Origin of the sequence: Achromobacter sp. JD-1 (assembly GCF_038594925.1) — a bacterium.
Taxonomy (GTDB): Bacteria; Pseudomonadota; Gammaproteobacteria; order Burkholderiales; family Burkholderiaceae_B; genus Achromobacter; species Achromobacter spanius_C.
Window position 1 is genome coordinate 23,578 of sequence record NZ_JBCGCS010000028.1, and the last position, 16,646, is coordinate 40,223.

Annotated in this window: 16 protein-coding genes; 11 read left to right on the plus strand and 5 right to left on the minus strand. The window is 64.3% G+C overall.

Going from position 1 to position 16,646, the window contains the following annotated elements; all coding sequences use genetic code 11:
* Positions 1–34: 34 nt before the first annotated feature.
* From WBR68_RS28035 to WBR68_RS28045, 3 genes are all read right to left on the minus strand, one after another.
* Positions 35–1,135 (minus strand): amino acid ABC transporter permease, encoded by a 1,101-nt coding sequence (locus WBR68_RS28035; RefSeq protein WP_050445601.1) that lies wholly within the window; start codon positions 1,133–1,135, stop codon positions 35–37.
* Position 1,136: 1 nt separating this feature from the next.
* Entirely contained in the window at positions 1,137–2,327 is a 1,191-nt protein-coding gene (locus tag WBR68_RS28040; protein WP_230695867.1) for an amino acid ABC transporter permease, read from the minus strand.
* A gap of 124 nt (positions 2,328–2,451) precedes the next feature.
* The gene (locus WBR68_RS28045; protein ID WP_230695868.1) at positions 2,452–3,468 is read right to left on the minus strand and encodes an amino acid ABC transporter substrate-binding protein; all 1,017 of its coding nucleotides are present in this window, start codon (positions 3,466–3,468) and stop codon (positions 2,452–2,454) included.
* Positions 3,469–3,792: 324 nt separating this feature from the next.
* Here WBR68_RS28045 and WBR68_RS28050 point away from each other — a divergent pair, with 324 nt between their 5' ends.
* The 6 genes from WBR68_RS28050 to WBR68_RS28075 all read left to right on the plus strand — a co-directional run bounded on the left by WBR68_RS28050 (position 3,793) and on the right by WBR68_RS28075 (position 9,414).
* Positions 3,793–4,551 carry a cell division ATP-binding protein FtsE gene (locus WBR68_RS28050; RefSeq protein ID WP_050445598.1) on the plus strand — a complete coding sequence of 253 codons (759 nt, stop codon included), beginning with the start codon at positions 3,793–3,795 and terminating at the stop codon, positions 4,549–4,551.
* Positions 4,548–5,456, plus strand: a complete 909-nt coding sequence (locus WBR68_RS28055) for a cell division protein FtsX (RefSeq protein WP_127185937.1) — start codon at positions 4,548–4,550, stop codon at positions 5,454–5,456. Before WBR68_RS28050 ends, WBR68_RS28055 begins: the two co-directional genes overlap by 4 nt.
* 348 nt (positions 5,457–5,804) lie before the next feature.
* Positions 5,805–6,626, plus strand: a complete 822-nt coding sequence (cheD, locus tag WBR68_RS28060; protein ID WP_050445596.1) for a chemoreceptor glutamine deamidase CheD — start codon at positions 5,805–5,807, stop codon at positions 6,624–6,626.
* A gap of 84 nt (positions 6,627–6,710) precedes the next feature.
* Positions 6,711–7,391 carry an RNA 2',3'-cyclic phosphodiesterase gene (gene thpR / locus WBR68_RS28065; protein ID WP_230695869.1) on the plus strand — a complete coding sequence of 227 codons (681 nt, stop codon included), beginning with the start codon at positions 6,711–6,713 and terminating at the stop codon, positions 7,389–7,391.
* Positions 7,392–7,434: 43 nt separating this feature from the next.
* Complete coding sequence (locus tag WBR68_RS28070; protein WP_050445594.1) at positions 7,435–7,995, plus strand: 5'-3'-deoxyribonucleotidase; 561 nt, start codon at positions 7,435–7,437, stop codon at positions 7,993–7,995.
* Positions 7,996–8,076: 81 nt separating this feature from the next.
* A complete protein-coding gene (locus WBR68_RS28075; RefSeq protein WP_050445593.1) occupies positions 8,077–9,414 on the plus strand; it encodes an NAD(P)H-dependent oxidoreductase in 1,338 nt (445 codons plus the stop codon).
* A 74-nt stretch (positions 9,415–9,488) separates the two neighbouring features.
* Here WBR68_RS28075 and WBR68_RS28080 read toward each other — a convergent pair whose 3' ends face one another.
* Together WBR68_RS28080 and WBR68_RS28085 are read right to left on the minus strand one after the other, a co-directional pair.
* Positions 9,489–10,235 carry a FadR/GntR family transcriptional regulator gene (locus WBR68_RS28080; RefSeq protein ID WP_050445592.1) on the minus strand — a complete coding sequence of 249 codons (747 nt, stop codon included), beginning with the start codon at positions 10,233–10,235 and terminating at the stop codon, positions 9,489–9,491.
* Positions 10,236–10,272: 37 nt separating this feature from the next.
* A complete protein-coding gene (locus WBR68_RS28085) occupies positions 10,273–11,010 on the minus strand; it encodes an SDR family NAD(P)-dependent oxidoreductase (protein ID WP_230695870.1) in 738 nt (245 codons plus the stop codon).
* Positions 11,011–11,454: 444 nt separating this feature from the next.
* Here WBR68_RS28085 and WBR68_RS28090 point away from each other — a divergent pair, with 444 nt between their 5' ends.
* The 5 genes from WBR68_RS28090 to WBR68_RS28110 all read left to right on the plus strand — a co-directional run bounded on the left by WBR68_RS28090 (position 11,455) and on the right by WBR68_RS28110 (position 16,612).
* Positions 11,455–12,690 (plus strand): branched-chain amino acid ABC transporter substrate-binding protein, encoded by a 1,236-nt coding sequence (locus WBR68_RS28090; protein WP_050445590.1) that lies wholly within the window; start codon positions 11,455–11,457, stop codon positions 12,688–12,690.
* Positions 12,691–12,916: 226 nt separating this feature from the next.
* A complete protein-coding gene (locus WBR68_RS28095; protein ID WP_050445589.1) occupies positions 12,917–13,858 on the plus strand; it encodes a branched-chain amino acid ABC transporter permease in 942 nt (313 codons plus the stop codon).
* A complete protein-coding gene (locus WBR68_RS28100; RefSeq protein ID WP_230695871.1) occupies positions 13,855–15,123 on the plus strand; it encodes a branched-chain amino acid ABC transporter permease in 1,269 nt (422 codons plus the stop codon). Before WBR68_RS28095 ends, WBR68_RS28100 begins: the two co-directional genes overlap by 4 nt.
* Complete coding sequence (locus WBR68_RS28105; protein ID WP_230695872.1) at positions 15,120–15,872, plus strand: ABC transporter ATP-binding protein; 753 nt, start codon at positions 15,120–15,122, stop codon at positions 15,870–15,872. Before WBR68_RS28100 ends, WBR68_RS28105 begins: the two co-directional genes overlap by 4 nt.
* Entirely contained in the window at positions 15,869–16,612 is a 744-nt protein-coding gene (locus WBR68_RS28110; protein ID WP_230695873.1) for an ABC transporter ATP-binding protein, read from the plus strand. The genes WBR68_RS28105 and WBR68_RS28110 overlap by 4 nt, the downstream gene beginning before the upstream one ends.
* The last annotated feature ends 34 nt before the right edge of the window (positions 16,613–16,646 follow it).

Here is a 16,646-nt window from a genome sequence, read left to right on the forward strand (position 1 = left end):
GCGCGCCCGCCGGCAGGCAGGCGCGCGGCATTGACTAGCGTTGGTGACCCGTCGCAAGACGTTTTTCAAGCGCCTGGCTGTACTTGGACATGGAAAAGCAGAACACGAAGTAGATCAGCGAGATGAACAGGTACGCCTCTACGCCGAATCCACGCCATGCCGCATCCGACAAGGCCGCCTTGGCTGCCAAGGTCAGGTCGAAAATGCCGATGATGACCACCAGCGAGGTGTCCTTGAACAGCGCGATGAAAATGCTGACCAGCGGCGGAATCACGATCTTCAGCGCCTGCGGCAGGATGATCTTGCGCATCTGCTGCCAGTACTTCAGGCCCAGCGAATCCGCGCCTTCGTACTGCCCCTTCGGGATCGCCTGCAAACCACCGCGCACCGTTTCCGCGATGTAGGCGGCGGCGAACATGATGATGGCGATCTGCGCGCGCAGCAGCTTGTCGATGGAAAACCCTTCCGGCAGGAACAGCGGCAGCATCACCGACGACATGAACAGCAGGCTGATCAGCGGCACGCCACGGATCAGTTCGATGTACACGACGCACAGCGCCTTGATGGCCGGCATCTTCGAGCGCCGGCCCAAGGCCAGCAACACGCCGATGGGGAACGCGAAGGCGATGCCGAACGTGGACAGGATCAGCGTCAGCGGCAGGCCGCCCCAGCGTGCGTTTTCCACGTAGGTCAGGCCGAACACGCCGCCCCACATCAGCAGCGCAACCGCGGTCAGGCCCACGACCCAGATGACGGCCAGCTTCCAGTTCCAGAAGGCACGGATGCCGCTGCACACAATCACGCCCACCAGCAGGATGGTGGCGATCAGCGGCCGCCATTGCTCGTCGAACGGATAGGTGCCGAACAGAATCAGCCGGTGCTTCTCGATGATGAACGCCCAGCAGGCGCCACCCGAGGCCCGGCATTCCTGGGCATTGGTCGCATTGAAGTCCGCTTTGAAGAATGCCCATTCCAGCAGCGCCGGCACCGACATCAGCAGGAACCACGCAAGCAGTACCGTGATGAGGATGTTCAGCGGTGATGAGAACAGGCGGGATTTCAGCCATGCCCAGGGGCCCACATGCGTGCTGGGCGGCGGCATGGCGTCGGTGGGGGTATGCGTAGTGCTGCTCATCTCAACGCTCCACCAGCGCGATGCGCTTGTTGTACCAGTTCATGAATATCGAGATCGAGAGGCTGACCGTGAGGTACGCGCCCATGATGATGAGAATGCCCTCGATGGCCTGGCCCGTCTGATTCAGCGTGGTGTTGACCACCGACACGATGTCCGGATAGCCGATAGCCACGGCCAGCGAGCTGTTCTTCGTCAGGTTCAGGTACTGGCTGGTCATCGGGGGGATGATCACGCGCAGCGCCTGCGGCAGAATCACCAGGCGCAGCACCTTGGCGCGCGGCAGGCCCAGCGAACCGGCGGCTTCCCATTGGCCGTTGTTCACGGCCTGGATGCCCGAGCGCACCACTTCGGCAATGAAGGCCGACGTATAGATCACCAACCCCGCCAGCAGCGCGGCGAATTCCGGTGACAGCGTCAGGCCGCCCGCGAAGTTGAAGCCCTTGAGTTCCGGCATCTGCAGCGACAGCGACGCACCGCTGACCAACCAGCCCACGATGGGCAAGCCAATCAACAAGCCGATGGCCCAGCGGCCCAGCGGGAACACCTGGCCGGTGGCTTCCTGGCGCTTCTTGCCGTAGTGGCCCAGGAAGATGATGGCGACGATGGCCAGGCCCAGGCCCGCCAGCATCCAATCCAGCGAATTGCCTTCCAGCGAGGGCACCTTCAGGCCGCGGTTGGAAATGAAGACGCCGGGCAGCGGATTGTGCGCCTGGCGCGGACCCGGCATGTTTTCCGTGATCAGCGCGTACCAGAAGAACAATTGCAGCAAGAGCGGCACGTTGCGCATCACTTCGACGTAAACCGAGGTGATCTTGGCGACGAGCCAATTCTTGGACAGTCGGCCAATGCCGATCAGGGTACCGAGGATGGTGGCAAGCACGATGCCGATGACGGCGACGCGCAAGGTGTTGAGCAAGCCGACCAGAATGGCGCGGCCGTAATCATTCGTGGGGGAGTAGTCGATGGGCGTTTCGCCGATCGCGAATCCGGCTTCTCGGCTCAGGAACCCGAAGCCCGTGGCGATATTGCGCACGGACAGGTTGTGTAGCGTGTTGGAAACCAGGAACCACACTGCCCAGGCCACCGCGGCCAGCGCGAACACCTGGTACACCACCGAGCGCACGCCGGGGTCGTTCCAGTTGAGCCGCCGGCGAGGAGCCGCAATTGGGGCATTATTTTTAGAAGTCGTCATGATGAATCTACAGAAGTCGTAAACCGGGCGGCAACGCCGGCAAGGCCACCCCTACTCCTGCCGCCCGCTCGGTGGCGGGCTAGGCAAGACGGAGCGCCGGGCTCCGCCTTGCCAGGCAGCCGTGTTAGCGCACCGGCCAGCCGTACATCAAACCGCCTTGCTTGTACGAGGCGTTCAAACCACGCTCCAGCTTCATCGCGCTGTTCTTGCCCAGCGTGTTTTCGAAGCTTTCGCCGTAGTTACCCACGCTCTTGATGATGTGGTAAGCCCACTTGTCGTCCACGCCCAGGTTCTTGCCCATGCCCGGGGTCACGCCCAGGATGCGCTGGATGTTGGGGTTGGAGCTCTTGGTCATTTCATCGACGTTCGCCTTGGTGATGCCGTATTCCTCGGCTTCCAGCATGGCGTTCAGCGTCCAGCGAACAATGTTGAACCATTGCTCGTCGCCCTGGCGCACCATGGGGCCCAGCGGTTCCTTGGAGAAGTCTTCCGGCAGGATGACGAACTTGTCCGGGTTCTCGAGCGTGGTGCGGGTGGAAGCCAGTTGCGACTTGTCGGTCGTGAAGGCGTCGCAGCGGCCGGCCGAGAAGGCGCGGATGATTTCGTCGTACTTGTCGATCACGACCGGCTTGAATTCAATCTTCTGGCTGCGGAACCAGTCGGCCAGGTTCAGTTCGGTGGTGGTGCCCGGCTGCACGCAGATGGTGGCGCCGTTCAATTCCTTGGCGCTCTTGACGTTCAGGTCCTTGGAGACCATTACGCCTTGCGAGTCGTAGTAGTTCACGCCCACGCCGATCAGGCCCAGCGTCGTGTCGCGCGTCAGCGTCACGGTGGTGTTGCGGGTCAGCACGTCGATTTCGCCGGATTGCAGGGCGGTGAAGCGCTGCTGCGTGTTCAGGGGCGTGAACTTGACCTTGGTGGCGTCGCCGAACATGGTCGAGGCGATGGCGCGGCACAGGTCCACGTCAATGCCCTTGTATTCGCCCTTGCTGTCAGCAATCGAGAATCCCGGAATGCCCGTTGAAACCCCGCATTGGACAAACCCTTTTTTCTTAACGTTATCGAAGGTCGCGCCCGCATTGGCAGCCGCGGATGCGGCGAACAGTGCCGCGCCAATAGCAGCGAGTTTCAGTACTTTCATCGTGATCTCCGTGTGGGACAAATCGAGCTTGCCACGGCCGGGTTGGGCCGAAGCATGGGGCGGATGGTAGCGTCCGGACAAGGGGCGGCACATCCGGGAATTCCCTTGAAATATAGGGACACTGGCGAAATCAATTGATGTTTTCGTTCGAAAACGGGGACACCTTTTTTCGATTGCACGGCGTTCGAAGATGCGTTCATTTCGTTCTGATCAAAACGTGTCCAGGCGGTCACGCGGAAACGCTTTTTCACAGGACCGCGAGGAATGGGCTTAGGTCTCCCTCCTGTCCCCGAGTTACTATTGCGGCTTCATCCGACAGCCGCCATGATCGAATTCCAGCACGTATTCAAATCATATGGTCGCGGCCGAAATATCCTGGCCGACATCAACTTCCGCGTAAGCGCGGGAGAATTCGTTTTCGTATCCGGGCCATCAGGCGCCGGTAAATCCACGCTGCTCAAGCTGATCGGCGGGTTGGAGCCCGCCAGCCGCGGGTCCATCCAGGTCAACGGGCAACGGCTGGACAAGCTGCCCGCGCGCGCGCGCCCTTACCTGCGCCGCGCCGTGGGCGTCATTTTGCAAGACACCCACCTGCTGTTCGATCGAAGCGCGTTCGAAAACGTCATGCTGCCGCTGGCGGTCCAGGGCCACGCCTGGGATTCCGCCGCATCGCGCGCGCGCGCCGCCTTGGACAAGGTGGGCCTGTCGGGCAAGGAAGACCTGAATCCCATTGAATTGTCCGGCGGCGAACAGCAGCGCCTGGCCATCGCGCGCGCCATCGTGAACCGGCCCGCCATCCTGATTGCCGACGAACCCACCGCCAATCTTGACGACGACAACGCGCAGCGCATCATGAACGTGTTCCGCGATTTCAACCGCGTTGGCGTGACCACGCTGATCGCCTCGCATGACCAGGGGCTGATGGCACGCTATGCCTCGCGTACCTTGCGCATCGAGCCGGGCAAGTTCGCCGATTCGCACGGCCCCGCCTCACCGCCCGACTCGGGCCAGCCCGCATCGGGTTCATCGCGCGCAAGCGGCCGCGCCGAGCCCGGCCTGGGTGCACACGGAGCGTCGTCATGAACGCCTGGCTGCGGCAACACCGCTATGCGTTGATGGTCACCGTGCGCCGGTTGGCCAAGCAACCCTTCTCGTCGTTGGCCAACCTGCTGGTCATGGCGCTGGCACTGGCCCTGCCCTTGCTGGGCAGCGCCATCCTGGTGTCGGTGCAACCCGTTGCGCGCCAAATGTCGGTCACGCCGGAAGTCACCGTGTTTCTCCGCGTGGACGCCCCCAAGGGCGCCGCGGCCGACGTAGCCAAGCGCATCAAGGATGATTACCAAAACGACGTGCGCGCCGTGCGCGTGGTCGATCGCGACGCGGCGCTTGCCGACCTGCGCGCCAACCCCGCCTGGCAGGAGGCGCTGGCCGTGCTGCCCGGCAATCCGCTGCCCGATGCGGTGGTCGTGACGCTGGCCGATGGAGACAACCTGGCAGGCCGTGCCGACAAGCTGGCGGGCGACTGGAAGCAGTGGAACCACGTCGACCTGGTGCAGTTGGACAGCGCCTGGGTGCAACGGCTTGAGGCCATCCTGCGGTTTGCCCGCATCGGCCTGGGCTTTCTTGCCGCTTGCGTGGCCGTGGTGGTGCTGGCCACGGTGTTCAACACCGTGCGCATGCAGGCACTGTCGCAACGCGAAGAGATCGGCGTTGCGCGCCTGGTAGGCGCCACCGAATCCTTTGTGCGCCGCCCCTTCCTGTATCTGGGCGCGCTGTCGGGCGCGGTGGCCTCGCTGCTGGCCATCGGCGTGTCCGCCATTGCGCTGTCGCCCTTGAACGACGCCCTGCTGGGGCTGGCCCGCAGCTACGGCGCCGAATTTGCCCTGCATCTGCCCGGCGCGCCGGTTCTGCTGGGCGCGGTGGTGGCGACCGCCGCGCTGGGCGCGCTGTCGGCCCGCTGGTCCGTCACGCGCAGTACGCGCTTTTAGGCGCCTCCGCATACCGGCGCGCCTGACTCCACGCGCGCCGGTTCCGCATTAAAGCCACGTATAACGCCTGAACCTCCCCGTGATCCGGGGAAAGGGTTCGCGCGCGTATGTGTACGATGGCTTCGAGTGGCCGGTGACCGGCGTTGATGCTGCATTTGGCGCGGCGTTTGGTCCTGCATGTAGCGTTAAACGGGGTCATATCATCGACCACCGTTACAAGCATTTCTCCCGTTACCTTTCGGGATATGCAAGAATAAAGCGAAATTTTTCTTCACTTTTTGAAACATAAACCGTTCTGCAGGGCTCTGTCCTTCATGTCCCAACCGCCGTTCTTGCCTGATAAGTCCCATGGTCTCACGACTTGAAGCCCGCGCAACGCGCCACTACTTCGACAGCGCGTTCCAATGCCAAGCGGTGAAAGTGCTCCCCAACGAGTACTACGTCACCAACGAAGATCTGATGATCTCGACCGTTCTCGGGTCCTGTGTCGCCGCCTGCATTCACGATCCGGTGACCGGCGTGGGGGGCATGAACCACTTCATGTTGCCAGAAGGCGACATGCAGTCGCCCGCGTCGGCGACGATGCGCTACGGCGCTTTCGCCATGGAAGTGCTGATCAACGAATTGCTCAAGGCCGGCGCCTCGCGTGACCGCCTGGAAGCCAAGGTGTTTGGCGGCGGCGCGGTGCTCAGCGCCATGCAGCAGATGAACATCGGCGAACGCAATGGCATTTTTGTCCTGAACTACCTGAAGCTCGAAGGCATACCGGTCAAGGCGCAGGACCTGGGCGACGTGCATGCGCGCCGCATCAATTATTTCCCGCGTGACGGCCGGGTGATGGTGCGCAAGATGGCGCCGCACCACCAGCGCGCCGAAGAGATCATCGCCAAGCGCGAACAGGCCGCGGCCCAAAGCGTGCAGGCAAAAACACAAAGCCCGCCGCGCGTGGAACGCTTCACCCCACCTGGCGTGGAGCGCTTCGACAAACCGGCTCGTCCGGGTGTGGAACGTTTCGACAAGCCCGCGCGCCCTGGCGTCGAACGCTTCGACAAACCGGCTCGCCCTGGCGTGGAGCGTTTCGACACCCCCGCCCGCCCCGCACGGCCAGGTGTCGAACGCTTCGACACCGCGTTGTCGCGCCTGCGCAAGTCGGAAACCACCGGTAGTTGAACGGCGCTCGGGCGCCGTTCGCACAGACCGGTCGCGGCTTGACGGGCACGACGCCTGGCACGGGTCCGCGCCTACAATCGGCGCATGTCCGCGATCCGTCTTTTCTTCGCCTTGTGGCCGTCGCCACCCCTGGCCGCTTCCTTGGCCGAATGGGCGCAAGCCGCCCGCCCGCATTGCGGCGGCCGCATCATGCGCACCGAGACACTGCACCTGACGCTGGCCTTCCTGGGGCCGGTCGAAGCGCAACTGGCTGATGCGCTGGCCGCCGCCACGCCCGAACGCAGCGTGCCTCCCGGCGAATTGATGCTGGACCGCTACGGCGTGTTCAAGCGCCAGCGCATTCTGTGGGCCGGGCCACGTCAGGCCGGGCCACGTCAGGCCGGGCCGCGTCAGGCCGGGCCGCGTCAGGCCGGGCGGGATGAGGCTGAACCGAATCCGACTGAACCGCATCGGCCCGATTCCCTTCAGCCCGATTCCCTTCAGCCCGATTCCCATCAGCCCGAAACGCAGCCCGCGCCGGCCCCGCTGCAAGTCATCCACGACGGCCTGTGGCAATGGTTGGCCGGCTATGGCCTGACCGCGCCGCCGCAGCCCTTTCGCCCGCACGTCACCTTGCTGCGCAACATCGAACGCGACGACCCGCCGCCGCCCCCGCCCGCCCCCTTGATCTGGCGCTATGACCGCCTGGTATTGGTGGCGTCCGAATCGCAGACGGGCGGCAGCCGCTACCGCATCGTGGCGCAGTCCCGTCCGCTGGAACCGTAGCGGCTCTGGCACAATCTGTGCGGTTGCAACTTCGGGGATCGCCATGATCATCCTGCTGGACCAAGACGGCGTGCTGGCCGATTTCGAACACGCTTTCCTCGACGCCTGGCGCCTGCGCCATCCCGACATCCCGCCCGTGGAATTCGAAGACCGCAAGTCTTTCCACATCCGCGAGGACTACCCCCCCGAACTACGCAAGATGGCCGAGGCCATCTACACGGCACCGGGTTTCATCCGCGAGCTGCCTCCGGTGCCGGGCGCGCTGGACGCCGTGCGCGAGCTGCTCGCCTTGGGCATGGACGTGCGCATCTGCTCGTCGCCGCTCTCGCAGTTTGAAAACTGCGTGGCGGAAAAGTACCTGTGGGTGGAAAAGAACCTGGGCCGCGACGCCACCAATCGGCTGATCCTGACCAAGGACAAGACGCTGGTGCATGGCAACCTGCTGATCGACGACAAGCCCAAGATTGAAGGCGCCGTGAAGCCGCGCTGGAAGCACATTCTGTTTGATGCGCCCTACAACCGGCAGGTGTCCGACCGCCCCCGCATCACCTGGGCGAACTGGCGCAATGTGCTGGCGGGCGAGCTCTATACCGCGGACGCATGAGGCCTGCCGGACGCTGTTCAGCCGTCATGATTTAGGACTATTCTGTGCTGGCCGTACCCCCACCCCGGAGGAGCCCGCACTATGAATCTGCACCGTCTGCTCAAGCAGCGAGAAGCCGACCACAAGCCCTTGCGTGTTGCATTGCTGGGCGCCGGAAAGTTCGGCGCCATGTTCATGAGCCAGGCTCCGCGCACGCCGGGCATACGGCTGGTGGCGGTGGCGGACCTGGCGCCCGACCGCGCCCGCGCCGCGCTGACCCGGGTGGGCTGGCCGGCCACTGCGCTCAACGCCGCCAGCACCTCTGACGCGCTGAAGAACGGCAAGGTCTACTTCAGCGACGACCCGCTTGCCATCATCGCCAGCCCTGACGTAGACATCGTCATCGACGCCACGGGCCAAGCCGCCGCCGGCATCACCCACGTGCTGGCCTGCTGCGAATACGGCAAGCACATCATCATGGTCAACGTGGAAGCCGACGCGCTGGCCGGGCCGCTGCTGGCGCGCCGCGCGCGCGAAGCGGGCATCGTGTATTCGCTGGCCTACGGCGACCAGCCCGCCCTGATCTGCGAAATGGTCGACTGGGCGCGCGCCAGCGGCTTCGAGGTCATGGCAGCGGGCAAGGGCACCAAGTACCTGCCGGAATTCCACACGTCCACGCCCGACACCGTCTGGCCCTACTACGGCTTCACCGCTGAAATGGTGGCGGCGGGCGACTTCAACGCGCAGATGTTCAACAGCTTTCTGGACGGCACCAAGAGCGCCATCGAAATGGCGGCGGTGTCGAACGCCACCGGCCTCTTGCCCTCGCCGTCGGGCCTGCATTTTCCGCCGTGCGGCGTGGACGACCTGGCCCGTGTGCTGCGGCCCCGCGAAGACGGCGGCATTCTGCACCATCGCGGCCAGGTGGAAGTGATTTCATCGCTGGAGCGCGACGGCCGGCCGGTGTTTCGCGACCTGCGTTGGGGCGTCTACGTGACGCTGGCCGCCGACAGCGACTACGTGCGCCGCTGCTTCCAGGAATACGGCCTGGTCACCGACCCCAGCGGCAACTACACCGCCATGTACAAGCCCTATCACCTGATCGGCCTGGAACTGGGCATCAGCGTGGCCAGCGTGGGCTTGCGGCGTGAACCCACCGGTGCGCCGGCCGGTTGGCACGGCGACGTGGTCGCCACCGCCAAGCGCGATCTGCAAGCGGGCCAGATCCTGGACGGCGAAGGCGGCTACACGGTCTTTGGCCGGCTGATGCCGGCGCCCGATTCGGTGGAAGAAGGCTATCTGCCTTTGGGGCTGTCGCACGGGGTCAAGCTCAAGAATCCGGTGCGGCAGTCGCAGGCCATACGCTGGCGCGACGTGGAGTACGACGAGACCTCAACGGCGGTGCAGTTCCGGCGAGAGATGGAACAGACTTTCGCCTAGGCACACAAACCCGTACCCCAACCCGCAGCCAAAACCACACCCACGCACAGCACTCCGCACCGAGGCCCCGCCCGCTACACCGGTGCGGGGCGTTCAGCCTGAAACAACCGCAGGCGGTCGGCCGCGTTACGCAGATGCTGTTCGGCCGCGCGGCCGGCGGCGTCCGGGTCCGCCCCTTCGATGGCGACGAAGATGGCCTGATGCTCGCTTTGCACCGCCGCCATGCGCTCGGCATACCGGCGCGCGGTGTTGTGGCGCGCGCTGCGGATGACGCGGCGCACGTTCGCTTCCAGATAATCGTTCAGCGACACCAGGTGCGGGTTGTGCGTGGCCTGCACGATGGCCTGATGAAATTGATAGTCTTCTTCGTCGCCCAGCTTGTCGTTGATCAGCGCGTATTCCATGCCGACCAGCGCCTGACGCATCTTCTTCAAGTCTTGATCCGTGCGGCGCTGCGCGGCATAGCGCGCGGCGGTGACTTCAATCGACAGCATCAGTTCCAGGATGTGTTCCAGGTCCTGGGTGTCGCCAGGGGTAGGCGCGGCGATGCGAAAGGCGTTGCGCTGAAAGTTGGGATCCACGAACACGCCGCTGCCCTGCTGCGACGTGATCAGCCCTTCGGACTTCAGCCGCGCCAGCGCCTCGCGCACCACCGCGCGGCTGACCGAATAGGTTTCAGTCAACTGCTTTTCGGTGGGCAGGCGGTCGCCGGGCGCCAGTGCCCCCTGGCGTATCTGCTCGGCCAGCGCATCGCCCAACGCGGCGGAAAGTGAACTCTTGGGCGCGGTGCGCGGCGGATCCTGATCTTGATTCGGCGGCATGGAAAGTCGTGGAAACGTGATGGTTGCGTCCTGCACTTTAAGCGATATAGATGCCGCCGTTGACCTGCATGACTTCACCCGTCACGAAGCCCGCCAGCGGCGAACACAGGAACGCGATGGCTCCGGCAATCTCGTCGGCCGTACCAAAACGGCGCAGCGGCGTGCTTTCCAGCAACTGCGCGCCTTTCTGGCCGATGAGGTCATGCGTCATGGACGTGGCGATGATGCCGGGCGCCACCGCATTCACGCGGATTTGCGGCGCCAGTTCCAGCGCCAGGCTGCGCGTGAAGCTTTGCACCGCGCCCTTGGACGCCGAATAGGCCGCATGCGCGTAACTGCCGCGCTGCGCGGCCAATGAGGTCAACAGCACGATAGACCCGTTGTGGCGCAGATGGCGCTGGGCCGCGCGGCACGCATAGAAGGTGCCGTCCAGGTTCACGCGCATCAGCGTGCGCCAAGCCTCGTCGCTGGTGTCCTTGACCAGTTGCTCCGGGTAGATGCCGGCGCAATGCACCAGGTGGTCCAGCCCGCCGAAATGCTTGGCCGCCGCCTCGAACACCCGTTCGCAATCATGCGATATCGATACATCCAGCGCATGCGTGTAGATGCGTTGGCCGGTCGGATCCAGCTCGGCGGCAACCTCATCCAGGCGCGCACGGTCGATGTCCGTCAGCACCAGGCGAGCGCCATGGGCGGCCATCAGGCGCGCCGTTGCCAAGCCGATGCCATTGCCCGCGCCCGTGATCGCGGCCACCTGTCCTTCAAATGAAATCATCCTGTCTCCTGTCGTCTTTCTGTTGTGTTTCATGCGCGAGCTCAGCGCTCGTTCTGCGTGCCGTGCCATCTGCGATTGAACTCCTGAATGCATCGCTTGACACGAGAAAAACGCTTGCCCTATTATTTATCAGACAACTTCAATAAGTTATCGGACAACTTGTCTGGAAAGCGTAAAGCAACTCCGGTATCCAGGCAAGCCAGTCAGAGAAAAACAAGGCCGAAGCGCCGCAAAACAGGACGGGGACAACAGGGTGAACACCACCGGCAGCACGACGGTATTCGCCCGTATCTTGCGATACCCCCCATCCCGATTTGCCCTCTTCGGCCAACAAAAGCCGCCACCAAGCGCGCTTGAATGACGCTCGCACGCATCGTTACGCACGCCATCACGTACGGAACGATGCACACAACAAACCACTCCCGTCCCACGGAGGAGACACGCATGAAATTGGCTTTCACCACCGGCCTGCTGTGCCTGGCCGGCATCGCCGCATCGGCGCACGCCGCACCCGTCAAGATCGGCCTGATCGAAACGCTGTCCGGCCCGCAGGCCTCGACCGGCCTGATGTTCCGCGCCGCCGTCAAATATGAGCTGGACCGCATCAACGCAGCGGGCGGCTGGAACGGCCAGCCGCTGGAACTGGTTGAGTTCGACAATCAGGGCGGCCCCGTGGGCGCGTCCGACCGCTTCCGCGCCGCTGCCGCCGAAGGCGTGCAGGTGCTGGTGCAGGGCTCGTCGTCGGCCATCTCGGGCCAACTGACCGAAGACGTGCGCAAGCACAACCTGCGCAACCCCGGCAAGGAAGTCGTCTTCCTGAACGTGGGTGGCGAAGCGCTGGAACTGACCGGCCAGAAGTGCCACTTCTACCACTTCCGTTTCACCACCAATGCCGACCTGCGGGTGAAGTCGCTGGCCTCGGTCATGTCGGCCGACGGCACGCTGGGCAAGCGCGTGTACGCCATCAACCAGAACTATTCCTGGGGCCAGGACATGGAGGACGCCACCGAGCGTTTCGCCAAGCAATACGGCTATGAAGTGGTGGGCAAGACGCTGCACGAAGTCAACAAGATCCAGGACTTCGCGCCCTACGTCGCGCGCATCCGCTCGGCCTCGCCCGACACCGTCATCACGGGCAACTGGTCCAACGACCTGCTGCTGTTGATGAAGGCCACACAGGCCGGCGGCCTGAAGGTGCGTTTCGCCACCGTGTTCCTGGACCAGGTGGGCAACCTGGCCAACGCGGGCGAGGTGGCGATGGGGCATTACATCGCCCACCCGTACAACATCGAAGCGGCGGGCGAAGAAGGCGCCAAGTTCGCCGAAGACTACAAGGCCAAGACGGGCCACTACCCCAGCTATACGGAACCGCAGACGGTGATCGGCATGCGCTTTCTGGGTGAAGCGCTGAAGCAGGTGCAGCCCCAGGACGGCAAGCTGTCCGTGCCGGCGTTGGCGAATGCGTTGGAGAAGGTCACGTATACCTCGGCGCTGGGCAAGTACACGATGCGCGCCGAAGACCACCAGGTGCAGTTGCCGATGGTGGTGTCCAAAGTCAGCAAGAACGCCAAGTACAAGGCCGACGGCACGGACATGGGCTTCGAGCCGGTGAAGGTGTTGACGGCGGCGGACGTGTCGGCGCCAGTGCAGGCGACGTGCAAGATGAAGCGGCCGGGGTAGGGCTGGATGATGGGTTGCGCGCGTTCGGGACTTGCGTACGCGGCGTGATTTTCGCGCGCTCCACCCATCCTACGTAGGATGGGTGGAGCGCGGCGATGTCGCCCCGCGAACCCCGATTTGAACCGCGCGCAACCCATCACCACGCCCCCCAAAAAAAACATGCTCCCCGGCGCGGGCCGGCTCGCAACACGCCCCGCCGTCTTGACGCAAGAATGATGGATCAGACATGGAATACTTTACCGTCTCGCTGTTGAACGGCGTGATCTACGGCCTGCTGCTATTCATGGTGTCGGCGGGCCTGACGCTGATTTTCGGGATGATGGGCGTGCTGAATTTCGCGCACGCCTCGTTCTACATGATCGGCGCGTACGCCGCCTATACGCTCTCGCCGGTCACCGGCTTCTGGACGGCGCTGGTGCTGGCCACCCTTATCGCGGGCGTGCTCGGCATGGGCGTGGAACGCTTTTTCCTGCGACGCGTCCACAAGTTCGGCCACGCGCAGGAACTGCTGGTCACTTTCGGCCTGGCCTTCATCGTGGCCGAGCTCATCAAGCTGTTCTATGGCGACTTCCCGGTTGACTACCGCGTTCCCCAATTCCTGAACTTCGCGGCCTTCCGCGTGTTCGACGCCGACTACCCCTTCTACCGCCTCTTGATGGGCGGTGTGTCGCTGGCGATGTTCGCCGTCATCTACCTGCTGCTGTCGCGCACCCGCGTGGGCATCGTCGTGCGCTCGGCCATCTATCGGCCGCGCATGGCCGAGGCGCTGGGCCACAACGTGCCGCTCGTCTTCATGAGCGTGTTTGGCGTGGGCGCGGCCATGGCCGGCCTTGCCGGCGCCGTGGCGGGCGCGTTCTACACCACCAACCCCAACATGGCGCTTGAACTGGGCGTGCTGGTGTTCGTGGTGGTCGTCGTGGGCGGGCTGGGCTCGCTGGAAGGCGCCATGATCGCCTCGTTGCTGATCGGCCTGATCAGTTCGTTCTCGGTCGGTATCGACGCCAGCCTGGCGTCGCTCTTTGGCCTGTTCGGCGCGGGTGAATGGGCCGAAAGCGTGGGCGGCCTGATGACCGTGAAGGTGTCCAGCCTGGCGGCCACCCTGCCCTTCCTGCTGATGCTGGTGGTGCTGTTGGTCAAGCCGTCGGGACTTAAGGGAGAGCAAGCATGAGCCACACCCGTCTTGCCTCAAGCGCCTTGCTGCTGGCCCTGTGCGTGGCCACGCTGTGCGCCCTGCCCTGGCTGCTGCCTCCGGGCCAGTTGGTGGCGGCCGTGCAGATGCTGATTGCCGCGCTCTTCGCCTGCGCCTTCAACCTGTTGGCGGGCCAGGGTGGCATGCTGTCCTTTGGCCATGCCGCCTACTTTGGCGTGGGCACCTTCGCCACCATCCACGCCATGAACGCGCTGGGCGGCGCGGGCCTGTTGCCCACGCCCTTGATGCCGCTGGTGGGCGGCGTGGCCGGGCTGTTGTTCGGGCTGGTCGCCGGCTGGTTCGCCACGATGCGTTCGGGCGTGTACTTTTCGATGATCACGCTGGCGCTGGCCGAACTGCTGCACGCGCTGGCGCCGCATCTGAAAAGCGTGTTCGGCGGCGAGGCGGGCGTGTCCGCCATGCGTATGCCGGCCTGGGGCTTCACCTTTGGTTCCGACATCGAGGTGTACTTCCTGGTGCTGGCCTGGGTGCTGATTTCGCTGGCCGCGCTCTACGGCCTGACCCGCACGCCGCTGGGCCGCTTGACGCTGGGCCTGCGCGAAAACGCCAACCGCCTGCGCTACCTGGGCTATCGCCCGCACACGCTCAAGACCATGGTTTTTGCCTTGTCGGCCATGTTCGCCGGCATCGCGGGTGGCTTGCAGGGTTTGAATATCGAAGCCGGCAACTACGTGCTGTTCGAGGTCAAGCTGTCCACCGACGCCGTGCTGTTCGCCTACATCGGCGGCGTTAATGCCTTCCTGGGCCCGGTGCTGGGCGCCGCCGTGCTGACGTTCCTGTCGCAGACGCTGGCCGACATCACGCGCTCGTGGCTGCTGTACCAAGGCGTTCTGTTTGTGCTGGTGATGCTGTTCGTGCCCGATGGACTAGTGGGCCTGGTGCAGCGCGCCGCCAAGTCGCTGCGTGATCGCGGCCTGGCCAACTGGCTGCCGCGCGCGCTGGTGTCGGTGGCGGGCGGTCTGCTGCTGACCGCCGCCACCGTGTTCTCGGTGGAGCTGCTGCAACGCATGTTCGCGCGTGACTACCGTTCGCTGCTGGCCATGAACCCCGACGCCGGTTGGCCTGCCATCCCCCTGTTCGGCCACGACTGGGCGCCGCTGGCCTTGTCGACCTGGCTGGTGCCAGTGACGCTGTTCGCCTTGGGGCTGGCGGCCTGCCGCTGGGCGCTGGCCCTGTGGCGCAACGACGGCGACGCCACCCCTGTGCTGGAGCCCGCAAAATGAGCCACGACATTCTGACCCTGACCGACGTGCGCAAGTCCTTTGGCCAAGCGGAAATCATCCGAGGCGTGAACCTGGCCGTCGAAGCCGGTGAACGCCATGCGGTCATCGGCCCCAACGGCGCGGGCAAGTCCACGCTGTTCCACCTGATGTCGGGCTCGTTCGCGCCCACCTCGGGCAACATCAACCTGCGCTCGCAATCCATCGGCGGCCTGACGCCCGAAGCCATCAACCGGCTGGGGCTGGCGCGTTCGTTCCAGATCACCAATGTGTTCCCGCGCCTGTCCGTGCGTGAAAACCTGCGCCTGGCCGTGCAGCGCATGCACGGGCTGGTCTACAACTTCTGGCGCCCCATCGCGCGCAACCGGGCGGTGAACGAAGACGTGGACCGTCTGCTGGAAAAAGTACGCCTGACGCCCAAGCAACACACCGCCGCGGGCGACCTGAATTATTCCGAACAGCGCTCGCTGGAAATCGGCATGACGCTGGCCTCGCGCCCCAAGGTCATCCTGCTGGATGAACCCATGGCCGGCATGTCGCAGCACGAAGTCGATTACACGGTGGAACTCATCAAGGACGTCACGCGCGACTGCACCTTGCTGATCGTCGAACACGACATGCAGGTGGTGTTTTCCTTGGCCGACCGCATCAGCGTGCTGGTGTATGGCGAAATCCTGGCCACCGGCACGCCCGCCGCGATCCGTGGCGACGCCCGCGTGCGCGAAGCCTATCTGGGAGAGGAAACGGTATGAGTATTGACACAACCCCGCACCCAACCCCTTCATCGCCCCTGCTCAGCCTGCAAGGCGTGCATGCGCACTACGGCAAGAGCCACATCCTGCATGGCATCGACCTGTCCATCGGGCGCGGCGAAGTCGTCAGCCTGCTGGGCCGCAACGGCGCGGGCCGCTCCACCACCCTGAAAAGCATCATGGGCCTGGTGGATGTGACCGGTGGCCGCATCGCCATTGAAGGGCGCGACATCACCAACAAGCGCCCCTTTGAAATCGCGCGCGCCGGGCTGGGCTTTGTGCCGGAAGAACGCGAGGTCTTCGCCAACCTGACCGTGGACGAAAACCTGCGCATGGGCGAACAGCCCAAGCGCGACGACGCGCCGCACTGGACCGCCGCGCAAATGTTCGACTACTTCCCGCGCCTGAAGGAACGCAGCAGCACCCGCGCCGGCAACCTGTCGGGCGGCGAACAGCAGATGCTGACCATGTGCCGTTCGCTGTTGGGCAACCCCAAGGTGATGCTGATCGACGAACCCACCGAAGGGCTGGCGCCGAAGATCGTGGAAGTGATTGCCGACGTCATCCGCGATATCCACCAGCGCGGCGTATCGGTCGTGCTGGTGGAACAGAAGCTGACGATTGCGCTGAAAGTGTCAACGCGCGTCAGCGTCATGGGCCATGGCCGCATCGTGTTCGAAGGACCGCCCGCGCAGTTGCATGAGCGCCAGGACGTCGTCCAGGAATGGCTGGCGGTCTGACCGCCGCCCGTACGCAAATCCTCTACAGGCACCT